Origin of the sequence: Corynebacterium sp. NML98-0116 (assembly GCF_001767255.1) — a bacterium.
Taxonomy (GTDB): domain Bacteria; phylum Actinomycetota; class Actinomycetes; order Mycobacteriales; family Mycobacteriaceae; genus Corynebacterium; species Corynebacterium pseudogenitalium.
Map to the genome: position 1 here is coordinate 2,264,216 of NZ_CP017639.1, position 13,701 is coordinate 2,277,916.

Below are 13,701 nucleotides of genomic sequence, written 5' to 3' on the forward strand. Positions count from 1 at the left end.
GTATATTCGTGTTTATGTTCATTGACGAGAAACCAAACCCGAAACAGGCATACCTGAGCGACGAGCACGCCGAGATCATCAAGGCGACGCTCCCGCCGGTAGGCGCGAATATCCAGACGATCACGAAGACCTTCTACAACAAGATGTTCACCGCCCACCCCGAGCTCATCGCCGACACGTTCAACCGCGGCAACCAGAAGCAGGGCGCGCAGCAGAAGGCGCTAGCGGCGTCGGTGGCGACGTTCGCCACGCAGCTGGTGGACCCAGACGCTCCAGACCCAGTGATGATGCTGGATCGCATCGCGCACAAGCACGTCTCGCTGGGCATCACGGCGGACCAGTACCAGATCGTGCACGACAACCTGATGGCCGCCATCGTCGAGGTGCTTGGTGACGCCGTCACCCCAGAAGTCGCCGAGGCTTGGGACAAGGTGTACTGGCTGATGGCCGACGTCCTGATCAAGCACGAAGGCAAGCTCTACGAATCGGACGGCGTGGAGGCGGGCGACGTGTTCCGCACCGCCACCGTCACGGAGAAAACCCAGCTCAGCGACACCGTCTACGCCTACACCCTGGAGGGTGACTTCACCGCGCCGCGCCCGGGCCAGTACACGTCGGTCGGCGTGAAGCTGCCGGACGGCGCGCGCCAGCTGCGCCAGTACTCCATCATCGAAGGCGACGCCTCCCACTACCGCATCGCCGTGGAAACCGAGGGCGAGGTGTCCACGTTCCTGCGCGACCACGTCAACGTCGGCGACACTGTCGACGCCACACTCGCCGCCGGCGACTTGGTGCTGCAGCCCGGCACAAACCCGGTGGTGCTCATCTCCTCCGGTATCGGGTCCACGCCGATGACTGGCATTCTCGGGCATCTCGCAGCGGAGGGCTCGCCGCGCAAGGTCACCGTCGCGCACGTCGACGAATCGCAGCAGTCGTGGGCGCAGGCGGATGAGATGCGGATGCTCGTCGAGAAGCTTGACGACGCCTCCCTGCACCCCTACTTCCGTGCCGAAGGCCAGCGCCTCAACGTCGCTGACCTGGACGTTTCCGGCGCAGACGTGTATCTGTGCGGCGGCGAGGGCTTCCTGCAGTCCATCCGCGACGACCTGGCACAGCTCGACCCGGCGAACGTGTACTTCGAGCTGTTTAGTCCGAACGACTGGCTGATCGGTTAACCAGCCGGGCCCCGCACTGCCCCGACGCGTCGAACGGCATGAAGTCGAGGTGGTGGGGGCCGATGGTGGCGTCGATAAACCCCTGGTGTAGTGCGCAAATCGTGGCTGCGGGCGGGGTGCCGTCGGCGGCGACGAACGGGCAGGCCTGCAGGCCGACTTCCACCGAGGCGTCGCCGTCAGCCTCGCGGACGAGCGGGTCGAAGCCCATCTCGCGCAGGGAGCGCAGCACCGCGGCGGCGAGCTCCTCGAAGTCCTTTGGCGGCTCGCCGAAGCGGTCCGCGTTGCGCCGCGCCCACGCGCGCCCGAAGTCGCGGGCAGCGTCCAGATCGAAGCCGGCGAGCGACTCAATCAGCGACTCGACGAGCGCGACGTACTCGTGCATCACAGCGTGATGCTGTGGGGTGCGCACGTGGTACACGTGCGAGGGGCGGCCGCGGGTAGTGCGGCTGGCCACGCGCCAGCCCACCAAACCGCGCTCCGCCAGCTCATCGACGTGGCCGCGCACAGTATTGACGTGGATGCCAAGCTCCTTGCTCAGCTCGCTGAGCAAGGCACCCTCCGGGAAAGAATCGAGCGCATCGAGGACCTCACGCTGCTTCGGGCTGAGCTCTGCCGCGCGGCGCATCAGCTCCGCGGTGGGCAGGGGGGCGGCGGCGTCGTCGATAGTCATAGTTCGATCTCGCACTGCGACGGGCGACTATACGGCAGCAGCTTGTGCACGATGCCGCCGCTGAGTTCATCCAGGTAGCCGGCGTGCAGGGCACAGATGACCGAACTTGGCGCGCTGACGCCCACCGTCGTGAACGGGCAAGCGTTGAGGCCAATGTTGCCGGACTGGTTTGGGTAGGAGGGGTCGAAGCCGAGGTCCCGCAGAATCGCGATCAGGGCGCTGAGCTGGGACGCCCCGGAGGCGTCCGACTGCACCTCGCGGCCGTTGTGGGTCTGGCGCGCCCACTGACGGCCGATCTCGCGCGCCTTCTCCGTATCGCCCTCGGTGAGGCACTCCGCCATCGTCCTGACCAGGCCGATGTACTCGCGAGTCACGGTCGAGTGGTGCGGGGTGCGCGTGTGGAAAATGTTGCTCGGGCGGCCGCGGCCCTCGCTCGGAGCCGTGGTGACCTGCACCAAATCCCGCGCCAACAACTCATCCAAATGCCCGCGGATCGTGTTGGGGTGCATCCCCATCTCCTTGGCAAGGTCGCCGACCTGCGCCCCATGCGGGTGCAAAGCTAGGCGATCAAGCACCTCGCGCTGCTTCACGCTCAACTCGGCGGCGCGGTCCATCAGGTCCGTCGTCGGTTGAGGCGGGGTCGCCGAATTCACGTGTCCTCCTTCGGTCAGAGCTCTTTACCAGCTTAAACCGAAATCGCCGATTTTCCCTATTCCAGGCCGTATTTATTGAAAGAACGTGACGAAGAGGTTATTTCGCACTTTCTCGCCATAACACCTGGTACTTCACTATTGGCCACCAACCACGTAGCCAGGTCAGTGTCAATCATGCGGGCGAGGGACAAGATTTGCGCGAATGCCTCCTCAACTGTTCTCCTTCTTTTTTCATTTCGATGCGTTTGTCCACGAAGTGGGACACCATTCAGTAACGGTTCATGATGCGCAACACGGTTTCGAAGTTCATTAATCTCTTGGCACAACTGATGAACCCACACACGAGAAAAAGTTATCGCTCTCGCCTTTTCAGGATGCTCATCCCGCTGACGTGCAGCTTCTCGCCTGCCGCCGGGGAATGCTTTTGCTAGAACTGGCCAGTTCCGCTCATTGTCAACCTTTCTGCGCCAAGGACCTCGGCCGGTATAACCGCCTTTATCAAACAGATTCGTCCAGAAGCCAAACATGCAGTTGGCCACTAGTCTCCCTGGTAAATCCCCACGTTCCGAGTTCAATCTCACGTGAGCAGGCAGACGTTCCCAAGCACTAGCCAAAGCCGTTCGCGACCGGTCGTCCAAAGGCATTTCCTGATACCACTGCACGCCCCATTTCTCGGTCAGAACAGCATGAATAGCCTCACGTAACGCAACTTCGAGGACCGCTAAATCGGCCATAAAGGCCATGGACAAATCGCGATTCCATACATAAAGTTCAAGCGCCTCATCGGCGCAATGATGAGACGTGTGTGATAGAAATGTCGCCATCCGAGCAGGTGGAATAGACCCCCATAACAGGTGGTGGCGCCCTGTAGGCGGCTGCACTGGATACGTCATTGTGCTATTGTAGCCAACGTAGTCCCTCGGATCTGGGTCACAGACATAGACTCTGTGTTCCCCCGAGGGTTTTTCTATGGGTGCCGAGCTTTCCCTATTTCGAACCATATTTATTACGATCGAGACCGTGAATAAAAAAGGGCAGACCTCCGACGGCCTGGCGTGGGGCATCATCACCGTATTCGTGGCGCTCGTGGTGGCGTTCAGCGCGCTGAGCTCGACCGCAGGCGACGATCGCGGCCCGGAACCACTCGACACCAGCGGCGCCACCACGCTCGACGTCGACATCCAAGGCATGACCTTCACGCCGAATCGTATCGACGTCCCCTCCGGTACCCGCCTCATCCTCACCATCACCAACTCCGACGACCAGCAGCACGACCTCAAGCTGGGCAACGAGTACACAGGCCGCATCGATCCCGGCGACACCGTCGTCCACGACTTCGGCGTCTTCACCGAGTCCACGCAAGGCTGGTGCACGATCGCCGGACACAAGGCGATGGGCATGGTGTTCGATGTCGTGGTCGGATCGGCGAGCCCGAGCACTTCGCCGAGCGCCGCGCCCAGACCGGTAGTTGCCGCGGACGGGCCCGACTCCGGCCTGGTCTACCGCGACCCGGCGCTGCCTCCCGCGCCCGATGCTCCCGAAAGAACAGTGCACGAACACACCTGGCACGTTGCCGAAAGCGAGCGCCAGGTTGCGCCCGGCGTCACCCAACCCGTCTGGACCTTCGACGGAGAAATGCCAGGTCCCGTACTGCGTGGGCGCGTCGGTGACCTGTTCCGCATCACCATCGTCAACGACGGCACGATGGAGCACTCCATCGACTTCCACGCGGGTGAGGTCAACCCCGATACGAACATGGCCCAGATCGCCCCGGGCGAATCGCTCACGTACGAGTTCGAAGCCCGCCGCTACGGGATCTGGATGTACCACTGCGCCACCATGCCGATGAGTCTGCACATCGCCAACGGCATGTTCGGCGCCGTCGTCATCGACCCACCGGACCTCACGCCTGTCGACGCCGAATACGTCCTCCTCTCACACGAGGTCTTCCTCGGCGAGGACGGCGCCGACCCCGAGCGAGTCGCCGCCGGGCTCTACGATCTCACCGCGTTCAACGGCTACCCCAACCAGTACCAGCAGCGGCCGATTCCGGCCCGCGTCGGCGATACCGTCCGTGTGTGGATCTTCAACGTCGGCCCCGACAATCCGCTGAGCTTCCACGTGGTCGGCGAAATCTTCGACACCGTATTCAAGGAAGGCCAGTACCAGGTCCGAAACGCCACAGATACCGGATCACAGGCGCTCGGGCTCCTCGCCGCCCAAGGCGGGTTTGTTGAGATGACCTTCGACGAGCCCGGGACGTACACTTTCGTGAACCACCAGATGACCGACGCCGAAAAGGGACAGCGCGGCCAGTTCGTGGTCACGCCCTAAGCGACCCGGCTCAGGCAATCCCGCCAAAGGACGCGACAATCGCGGCCACCAGCGCCAGCGCCAGGGCGGACTGCCCGGCGGGGCGCTCCACGTGGGCGCCCGCCACCGGGGCCTCGCGCTGCCCCCGCAGCACCGCCACCTGGGCCTTCACCGCCCTGCGCAGCAGTGGCAGGTACGCCACCAGCACGGCGAACACGAGCAGGCTCATCACCACCCGCAGCCAGGACTGCTCCGTCAGCAGCCACACCGCCAGCGCGAGGTTGTACAGCACGACCCGGAAGTAGGTGCCCCGGGACAGTTCGAGCAGCCCGGCGCGCACCGCCTTCGGCCCGCCGCCCATCGTGGTGGGCAGCAGGTAACTCATGGTGCCGATCAGCAGGGGCGCCACGAAGCCGAGGAGGAGCGCCAGCGTGGGGATCTCCGGGACCGTCCGCACCAGGCCCACGGCGTACCAGAGCATCGTGCCGATCAGCCAGAACATCGCCACGAAGACGGAAAGTCCCGGGTAGGTGATGCGGTCGCGTGGGTCGCGCAACACGTCGATCACGTTGACCAGGAACCCCTGGAAGAGCCACAGCCACGCGCCGACGTAGACGAACGCACCAACCGCGACCACCTGCGAGATTCCCAGCAGCGCGCCGACGACGGCGCAGACAATCCCGGCCACCGCGCCCCAAATGGCCACGCGGGTGCGGTCCCGCATGCCGTTGATCCGCCACATCGTCGGGAACAGCACGCTCAGGCTCGACATCGCGGCCAAGCCCACAAAGCCGCCAACGTTGGTAAACAGGTGCGCCTGGCGAATCTGCTCCTGCCAGGTGCCCGGCAGGCCCATCGACAGGGCCGCGCCGAAGCACACCCCTACCAGCAGGCAGGCAGCCGACGCCACGTACCCAATCGCCGCGGGTCGGTGCCGCTTCTCCGGGCCGGCATCACGCACCAGCCGGGCGAGCACCACCGCGTGCCACAGCACCGCACCAGCCACCAGGCACCCACCGACCCAGGTGACCAGCCAGTGCTGCTCCCACCAGCTGGCCAGGACCTGGCCCACAAGCACCAACACGACGCCGACGTTCAGGACCCAGGTGCGCCGCAATTGGGCCGGGCGCGCCTCCTCGGGAAGGCGCTGCTGCAGGAAACGCTCGGTCAGGTTCACGCTCCACAGCACGATCGAGTTCGCCACGATTCCGAGCGTGAAAATGTGAATCAGCAGCCACGCCGGTTCGGGGAACAGCGTGTGGGTGAGCCCGATCAAGATGAACACCCACATCCAGATGCTCACCGGCTTGGACGCCTTCCGGTGCCAGCTGCGTGCGCTCATTTACGCCGCCACCTTCGCGTCGCCGGACTTCGGGTTATCGCGGAAGCACCACCAGGTCACCGCACCAAAGACCAGGGCCGAGCAGGCGATCATCACGAGGACGTTGTGGTACGCCCCAGCGTAGGCCGGGGCGGCAAGGGCGTTGGTGGAGGCGTCGTAAATTGCATCCATGCCGAGGGGCTGCAGCTCGGCGGGCAGGTTGCGCACCATCCACATCGGCAGCAACGAGCCGGTCAGCGCGACGGTGACCAGGGTGCCGAACTCGTAGGAGACCTCCTCCACCCCGGCGGCCATGCCGGAGCGGTGCAGCGGCGCCGCGCCGATAATCGCGATGGAGGACACGCTCATCACCGAGCCCGCCGAGAAGCCCATCACGGCCAGCGCCGCAATCTCGATGCCGAGGCTGCCCGCGTCCGAACCCCAAATCAGGGCCGCGGCACCCGCGGCGGCGCCCAGGAAACCGCCGCCAATCAGAGGCAGGAAGCCAATCTTGTGCAGGTAGGCGCCCCCAAGTGTCGACGCCGGAATCGCCGCCGCCGCCATCGCAATAATTGTCGCGCCGGCGTGGAGGGGGGAGAAGCCGTCGACAAGCTGGAGCTTCTGCGTGGTCATCAGCTCGGCGCCGGCCATGAAGAACATGCCGCCGGCTGCTGCGACGACGCCGCCGGTGAACATCCGCGACTTGAAAATGTCGAAGGTGAGCAGCGGGTCCGCCAGCTTCCCCTGGCGGCGCACGAACAACACCGCGCCGACGACGCACAGCACCACCGCCACCACGAACAGGGACCAGCCGGAATTCGGGTTCGCCAATTCTTTGATAGCCATGGTCAGGCCCGACAGCGCGAACAGTGCGTACACCGAGGAGATAAGGTCCCAGTGCTTCGCCGGGTTCGGCATGTTCTCCGGGGCCAGCCAGAACGTCAGGGCCAGCGCGATGAGCACGATCGGCACGTTAATCAGGAAGACGGAGCCCCACCAGAACGCCTCCAGCAGCGCGCCGCCGACCAGCGGACCCAGCGCCGCACCCACCACGGCCACCGACCCCCAAATGCCGATCGCGGTGTTGCGCTCCCGCTCGTCCGGGAACGTAAGGCGAATCAGCGCGAGCGTCGCCGGCATCATCACCGCGGCACCCATGCCGAGCAGCCCGCGCGCACCCACAAGCAGCCACGCCGACGGCGCAAACGCCGCCGCCAGCGACGCCACCCCGAACACCACCAGCCCAACGATGAACATCAGGCGGTGGCCCAGCTTGTCCCCCAGCGTGCCCGTGCCCAGCAGCAGCCCCGCCAGCACCAGCGGGTAGGCGTTAATAATCCACAAGCCCTGGGTCGGGGTGGTGTGCAGCTGCTCGTTGAGCTCCGGCAACGCCGTATACAGAATTGAATTGTCCAGCCCGATCATCAGCAGACCGAGCGAAATCACTACAAAGAAGGTCCAACGTTGACCCGGCGTCGAATCAGTCATAGGGACAAACTACACTCTAGGAAAACTAATCGACGCCTCTCCCCCCTCCACCGAAACATCCACACGCCCGCCGACCGGGAACGTCAACAACGGGTTCGTGTGTCCAAACGATGCGTTCGCCACCACCGGCTTCCCCCTCAACTCAGGTATCGACGCCACCATCTCCTCCACCATCACCCTCGTGACACGGCTCGCGGTCTGGAAACGCCCAATCACCAAGCCCTCAATCCCGTGACCATCCGGGGCCTGCAACAACGACACCAGCTCACGCCGGAAATCCATCACGGTGTACTTCCCCGTCACCTCCGCAAACAACACCGCATCGTTCAGGGACGGCATGAACTCCGTGCCCGACAACAACCCCAACGTGCCCAAATTCGACCCAAGCGCAATCCCCTCCGCGCGGCCCTCCTGGATCACCCACCAGCCATCATCCGGCTCCTGCACACGACCATCCTGGTTAATAAACCAGTCATCGTCCGTGAACCAGTCCCCCGGCTGCCACACGATCGGCCCATCAGTAAACGCCGCCTGCACAAACGCGTCACGGGTCACCTCACCGAAATCGCGCATCCCCAACGTCGACCAATGCGGGCCCACGTAGACCACCTGGCCCGTCTTCGCATACACCGCATTCGCCAACGCCGACACATCCGAATTCCCACACAGGAACTTCGGGTGCTCCGCAATCACATCAAAGTCCAGGTGAGGCAGAATCTCGTTACTGGTAAAGCCGCCGATCACGCTCATGATGCCGTCGACAGAAGGGTCGGAGTAGGCGTCGATAAGATCCTCAGCCCGCAACTTGCCCGGCGCAGACCAAAACATGTCCGACACCCGCACATTCGCCCCAAAACTCACCGACAGGCCAAGCTGCTCCAGGCGCCGCGTGGCCAACTCAGCCACAAAACGACCCGCCGGGCCCTGCTCCACATACGCCAACGAACGCGCCGGAGCCACCACACGAACATGATCGCCCACCGACAACGGGCGAGGATACAACGCCATTAGTACAAATACACCGACGCGTTATTACCGCCCTGGCACCGGGCTCCCCCACCCGCAGGCCAGCACGACATCGTGTACGTCTGCCCCGTCACCGGGCTATACACACTCAACGACCCCGGGAACTCACCCGTGGCTGCAGCCCGCTCATTAAACACAGCCAACACATTGCCCGCGAACTCCGACGACGTATTCCCGGTCTCCGCCGTCGCGTTCGAGAACCCCGCACTCGACCCCATCGGCTCACGCCGGTTCACATTAGGCTTGTTGCCCTGGTTGTTCTGGCTGCCGTTGTTGCCGGCTTCCGGCGCGACCGTCTCAATCTCCGTCACGATCACCGGATCCTGCTGCCCGCCATTCGACCCATCGGAACGCACGAACAAAAACGCCACCGCTCCAGCCAGCGCCAACAACACCAGCGTCCCCAACACCGACAACGCAACCACCAGGCCAGTGTTGCTCTTCTGCTGCTGCGGCTGGTACGGGGGCTGTGGCTGGTATGGCTGTTGGTAGTACGGCTGCTGGTACTGCTGTTGCTGAGACGTCCACTCGTCAGTGCCGGGGTGGGTGTCGTCGGGCTGGTACGGGTTCGTCATGAGGGGCTTCCTTCAGGGATATGCAACAATACTGCAGCTCACCTTACTAGGTGCGCGCTGCTCATATAGGCGGGCGGCCCCATATTTCTATAGCGCCGGCATCTGCCATGCAGTCACCGACTGCACCTGGCGCTGACTCACTGAATCCGGCACGCGCCCAAGCACCCAATTACGTATCGACGCCACCTTCCTTCCTCCGGCGTGAATAACCCGCCCAACGAGCCGGGACTGACGCGCAATCGTTTGGCTCCTCCGAAGGCGGTACTCATCGTAGGTGCGAATGTCCTGGGTGCCGTTGAGAAGGAGAGCGGAAAGGACAGCGACGTCCTCAAGTCCCTGGCACGCCCCCTGCCCAAGATTCGGAGTCATGGCGTGTGCCGCATCCCCGACGAGCACCACTTTGCCGTTGCAATAAGTGGGTAGCGGTGACGCCAACTCTTGGATCGGCAAAAGCTGGATCGACTCGTCAGGTGTTGCGCGCAGCAGGTCCGGGATGGGGTCATGCCAGGAGGCAAAGGTGCTTTTGAGCAGGTCAAGGCGAGCCTCGCCCGGTGTGGCCTCTGCCCCGGAAAGAACGGCGAACCAATAGACGCGGCCGTCGTGAAGTGGGACGGCGCCGAAGCGAGCGCGCTCGCCCCAGGTCTCGAAGACGGCGTCGTAAAGCGGGCCATCGCTGACGCCGCGCCAGGCGTTGTAGCCGGCGTAGGCGATACCAGGATCATGAAAGCAACTACGCCGAACCGCGCTGCGGATCCCATCCGCGCCGACCACGACGTCGAAACGCTCGACTTTGCCATCGGCGAAAGTGACCGTTCCGGTCTGCGCCTCAACGTCCACGGCCTCGGCGGACGTGTGGACGAGCGTTTCGGGCAGGTGCTTGAGCAGCAGCGTGTGGAGCTCCGCGCGATCAATGCCGAGCCCATCCGCTGGAATACACGACAACCACTCCCCCTCCGGGCACCGAATCCCACCCCGCACAAGGGTCTGCCCCCACTGGCGATGACGGAACGCAGCCCCAATCCCTAACGCATCAAGTGCCGTAAGTCCGTTTTCGGCCAACGTGATCCCTGCACCCGTACCGCGGATGTGTCCGTGGCGCTCATACAACTGCACGTCCACCCCACCACGATGCAGGGTCGCACCCAGCGCGAGACCCGAAATACCAGCACCGATAATGCCAACTCTCATGGTTTTCGAGGATAGCGAGTGTAGCTGGCGCCTGTGAGGAACTTTGCACCACATTCCGGGTTTGCATTTTCGCGACCTGGGGATACGCCGCTCGGGTTGCTCGAAAACGGGGATTGTGGTGCACAGGAAACTCGCAGGAGTGCCAAATCTGACCCTTCTTAACATCTAGTACTTTTCTGACCTGGCACTTTAAATGGCCGGGCCAAATCGGGTTGCGTCTTTTGGCACTCGCTCCCCTCTGCTAGAGACCAAACACAAAAAGAACCGGCCCTCCCGAAGGAGAGCCGGTCCGGTTGTGCCCGGGGGGGGACTTGAACCCCCACGTTCTTGCGAACACTGGCACCTGAAGCCAGCGCGTCTGCCAATTCCGCCACCCGGGCGGGCACTGGAACAATATAACACCCTTACATAGAGAAGTGCCAAATCCGCATGTCATGGGGCATAAAGGTGTTTCACGCTAGGTTGTGTCGGAATGCGCACCTATACTAACGGGGTTAAAGAAAGGAGGTGCATGCGGATGGGAGTCATGGATCGATTGGCAAAGCTAGACAGTTCGTTGCAGCGTGGCCTGGATAATTCGATGGCGGCGCTGTTTGGCGGCAAGGTGGTTCCGGCTGAGATCGAGGAGCTGCTGAAGCAGGAGGCGCAAGACTCTGTTGTGGTGACTGACCATGATGAGTTTGTGGTGCCGAATGTGTTCGCGGTGGGTGTTTCTTCGAAAGATTTGGAGAACTTGTCGCAGGAGCGTGACCTGCCGGTGCACCTCGCGGAACAACTGACGCGGTATGTGCGCAACCAGGGCTGGTTCTTTGATGGGCCGGCGGTTGTGCGGATCGCGGAGGAGTCAGGACTGCGTACGGGCCAGTTGCGGGTCAGTTCTTATATTGATCCGCAGCCGGAGGTCGCGAGTGGGTTTGATGCCATTGTGGCGGAGCCTACGAAGCGGTCGAAGGGTGGTAGGCACCGTCATGCGGCAAACCGGGATCAGGAGGATCACATGCATGAGCCAAATACGATGACGCCGGTTGAGGGCGGCGAAGCGACTGTGAGCCTGCTGTTGCAGGACGGGTCGTCGCGCACTTACTTGGTGCATGAAGGCTCGAATATTTTGGGCCGTTCGAATGATGCGGATTTCCGCCTGCCGGACACGGGTGTGTCGAGGCAGCATGCGGAGATTACGTGGGATGGCCAGGTTGCGGTGTTGGTCGATTTGCAGTCGACAAACGGCACGACGGTCAATGATGAGCCGGTGGAGAACTGGATGCTTGCCGACGGCGACGTGATCACCCTCGGACACTCCCACATCGAGGTGCGCATTGTGGAGCCGAGGGCGTCGAGCCCCGCGGCGCCGGACCCAGAGGAGGGCGCGCCGCGCTACACGGATGCGGCGTCGCACCCGCAGACAGAATTTTTCCAGGCCTAACAAGCCCTGACTTGAAGGAGCTCCTTTGTTGGATTCCGCGGTGATCCTGAGCGCACGCTTTGGCCTGCTCGCGCTGCTCTGGCTGTTCATTCTGCTGGTGTTGTGGGTGCAGCGGAAGAATGTGCGTGAGGTGGGTGGAGCTGGGCGTCGACAAGTGAAGCAGGCGGGGAAACCGCTGCAGTCGCGTGAGAAGGTCCGGCAGATTGCGGTCGTTGAGGGGCCGCTGCAGGGCTCCCACATGGAGATTGCGAGTGTGGAGCATGTGACGCTGGGCCGCTCGCCGGACAATGATTTCCAGCTTGGGGACGATTTTGCGTCCTCGCGGCACGCGCGGCTGTTCCGCCGCGGCAGCGACTGGTTCGTTGAGGACCTGGACTCCCGCAATGGCACCTTTGTGCAGGGCATGCGCATTGACCAGCCGGAGCGGGTGTCGGTGGGGACGAATATCAAGATGGGGCGCACGATTGTGAGGTTGATGCCATGACGCTGCGGTTGAATTATGTGGCGGCATCGGACAAGGGTCTGGTGCGTGGAAACAATGAGGACTCCGCCTACGCGGGCCCGCACCTGCTGCTGCTTGCGGACGGGATGGGTGGCCACGCGGCGGGCGAGGTTGCCTCGCAGTTGATGGTCAGCCACATGGAGCACCTCGACCGGGACCCGGGGGACGCCGACATGTTGGCGCTGCTCGGGGCGGCTGCGGATGATGCGAACGCGACGATTGAGCGTTCGGTGGCGCAGCACCCGGAGCAGGAGGGCATGGGCACGACGCTGACGGCGTTGATGTTCAACGGCGCGGAGTTCGGCCTCATTCACGTGGGCGATTCCCGCGGGTATTTGCTTCGCGACGGCCAGCTTCGCCAGATCACCGAGGACGACACGTTCGTGCAGTCCCTGGTCAACGAGGGGAAGCTGGACCCGGAGGACGTGTCGAGTCACCCGCAGAAGTCGTTGATTTTGAAGGCGTACACGGGCAACCCGGTGGAGCCGCACCTGGAGATGGTTCAGGTTCGCGCGGGGGATCGTGTGTTGTTGTGCTCGGATGGCTTGTCGGACCCGGTGACGGCGTCGACGATTGGGGAGGCGCTTGGTCAGGGCACCCCGTCGGTGGCGGCGCAGCGGCTGATTGAGTTGGCGCTGCGTTCGGGTGGGCCGGACAACATCACGGTGGTCATCGCTGATGTTGTGGAGGTCAAAGACGGCGAGGAGCACCCCGACTTGCCGACGTCCCCTGCGATGGCGGGCGCGTTGGCGCCGGAGTTCGAGTCGACGCATCCGGACTCTTCCGCTTCGAGGGCGGCGGCGTTGATGCGCAAGTCGGAGACGATTCCGCCGAACCATAATCGTGAGGGCGGCCGTGATGGGTCGCAGCCCGGCGCGAGTGACGCGTCGGCGGACGAGGAGGATGACCAGCGGTTTCGCCGCAAAGTGAACATTTGGCCGTGGGTGCTGTCCGCGTTGGTGATTGTGCTGATGTTGTCGCTGGCGGCGGTGTTGTGGACGAACGATAGGCTCAACGACCGCTATTTTTTAGGCACCGACGGCAACGACGGCCACTTCGCGATTGAGCGGGCCGTCGGGACGTCGTTGTTTTCGGAGCCGCGCCGCGAGGTGATTCAGCGGGCGTGCATTAATGAGCAGAACAAGTTGCAGATTGTGTCGTCGAACTCGGTGCCGCAGGACTGCGTGATCTTCGGTATCAATGACCTGCCGGAGAGCCAGCTGAACACCGTGGAGAACTTCAAGGGCGGCACGTATGACGATGTGCTGGGGATTCTGAACCGGTTGGCTGGTGAGGCGTTGCCGGTGTGCGTCGATAATGATGCGGCGAAGGACGCCCCGCAGGGTGCGTGCCGGGAGGTGAAGTAG

At 63.3% G+C, this 13,701-nt stretch carries 13 protein-coding genes and 1 tRNA gene; 5 read left to right on the top strand and 9 right to left on the bottom strand.

The window, feature by feature from the left end:
- Positions 1-14 precede the first annotated feature (14 nt).
- Entirely contained in the window at positions 15-1,175 is a 1,161-nt protein-coding gene (locus BJP05_RS10410) for a globin domain-containing protein (RefSeq protein WP_070363334.1), read from the top strand.
- Here BJP05_RS10410 and BJP05_RS10415 read toward each other — a convergent pair.
- From BJP05_RS10415 to BJP05_RS11200, 3 genes are read right to left on the bottom strand one after another with little or no spacing between them, the layout of a single operon-like run.
- Positions 1,147-1,860, bottom strand: a complete 714-nt coding sequence (locus BJP05_RS10415) for a metalloregulator ArsR/SmtB family transcription factor (RefSeq protein WP_145945281.1) — start codon at positions 1,858-1,860, stop codon at positions 1,147-1,149. The genes BJP05_RS10410 and BJP05_RS10415 overlap by 29 nt on opposite strands.
- Positions 1,842-2,498, bottom strand: coding sequence for a metalloregulator ArsR/SmtB family transcription factor (locus BJP05_RS10420; RefSeq protein ID WP_083329414.1), 657 nt, complete (start codon positions 2,496-2,498; stop codon positions 1,842-1,844). The genes BJP05_RS10415 and BJP05_RS10420 overlap by 19 nt, the downstream gene beginning before the upstream one ends.
- Positions 2,499-2,554: 56 nt before the next feature.
- Entirely contained in the window at positions 2,555-3,391 is an 837-nt protein-coding gene (locus BJP05_RS11200; RefSeq protein WP_145945282.1) for a hypothetical protein, read from the bottom strand.
- A gap of 127 nt (positions 3,392-3,518) precedes the next feature.
- Here BJP05_RS11200 and BJP05_RS10425 point away from each other — a divergent pair, with 127 nt between their 5' ends.
- The gene (locus BJP05_RS10425) at positions 3,519-4,832 is read left to right on the top strand and encodes a multicopper oxidase domain-containing protein (protein ID WP_240492759.1); all 1,314 of its coding nucleotides are present in this window, start codon (positions 3,519-3,521) and stop codon (positions 4,830-4,832) included.
- Positions 4,833-4,842: 10 nt separating this feature from the next.
- Here BJP05_RS10425 and BJP05_RS10430 read toward each other — a convergent pair whose 3' ends face one another.
- The 6 genes from BJP05_RS10430 to BJP05_RS10455 all read right to left on the bottom strand — a co-directional run bounded on the left by BJP05_RS10430 (position 4,843) and on the right by BJP05_RS10455 (position 10,789).
- On the bottom strand, positions 4,843-6,153 hold the full coding sequence (locus BJP05_RS10430; RefSeq protein WP_084028637.1) for a hypothetical protein: 1,311 nt from the start codon (positions 6,151-6,153) through the stop codon (positions 4,843-4,845).
- Positions 6,154-7,620 carry an MFS transporter gene (locus BJP05_RS10435; RefSeq protein WP_070363336.1) on the bottom strand — a complete coding sequence of 489 codons (1,467 nt, stop codon included), beginning with the start codon at positions 7,618-7,620 and terminating at the stop codon, positions 6,154-6,156.
- Positions 7,621-7,629: 9 nt separating this feature from the next.
- Positions 7,630-8,628 carry a S66 peptidase family protein gene (locus BJP05_RS10440; RefSeq protein WP_070363337.1) on the bottom strand — a complete coding sequence of 333 codons (999 nt, stop codon included), beginning with the start codon at positions 8,626-8,628 and terminating at the stop codon, positions 7,630-7,632.
- Entirely contained in the window at positions 8,628-9,221 is a 594-nt protein-coding gene (locus BJP05_RS10445) for a hypothetical protein (RefSeq protein WP_070363338.1), read from the bottom strand. The genes BJP05_RS10440 and BJP05_RS10445 overlap by 1 nt, the downstream gene beginning before the upstream one ends.
- Before the next feature lie 87 nt (positions 9,222-9,308).
- The gene (locus tag BJP05_RS10450) at positions 9,309-10,409 is read right to left on the bottom strand and encodes an FAD-dependent monooxygenase (protein WP_070363339.1); all 1,101 of its coding nucleotides are present in this window, start codon (positions 10,407-10,409) and stop codon (positions 9,309-9,311) included.
- A gap of 296 nt (positions 10,410-10,705) precedes the next feature.
- A tRNA-Leu gene (locus BJP05_RS10455) sits at positions 10,706-10,789 on the bottom strand.
- A gap of 137 nt (positions 10,790-10,926) precedes the next feature.
- Between BJP05_RS10455 and BJP05_RS10460 the strand changes: the two genes are divergently transcribed.
- Genes BJP05_RS10460 through BJP05_RS10470 form a run of 3 tightly spaced genes read left to right on the top strand, consistent with a single transcriptional unit; the run spans position 10,927 to position 13,701 of the window.
- Complete coding sequence (locus BJP05_RS10460) at positions 10,927-11,832, top strand: DUF3662 and FHA domain-containing protein (RefSeq protein ID WP_070363340.1); 906 nt, start codon at positions 10,927-10,929, stop codon at positions 11,830-11,832.
- Between the two features lie 28 nt (positions 11,833-11,860).
- The gene (locus tag BJP05_RS10465; protein WP_070363634.1) at positions 11,861-12,316 is read left to right on the top strand and encodes an FHA domain-containing protein; all 456 of its coding nucleotides are present in this window, start codon (positions 11,861-11,863) and stop codon (positions 12,314-12,316) included.
- A complete protein-coding gene (locus BJP05_RS10470; RefSeq protein WP_070363341.1) occupies positions 12,313-13,701 on the top strand; it encodes a PP2C family serine/threonine-protein phosphatase in 1,389 nt (462 codons plus the stop codon). Before BJP05_RS10465 ends, BJP05_RS10470 begins: the two co-directional genes overlap by 4 nt.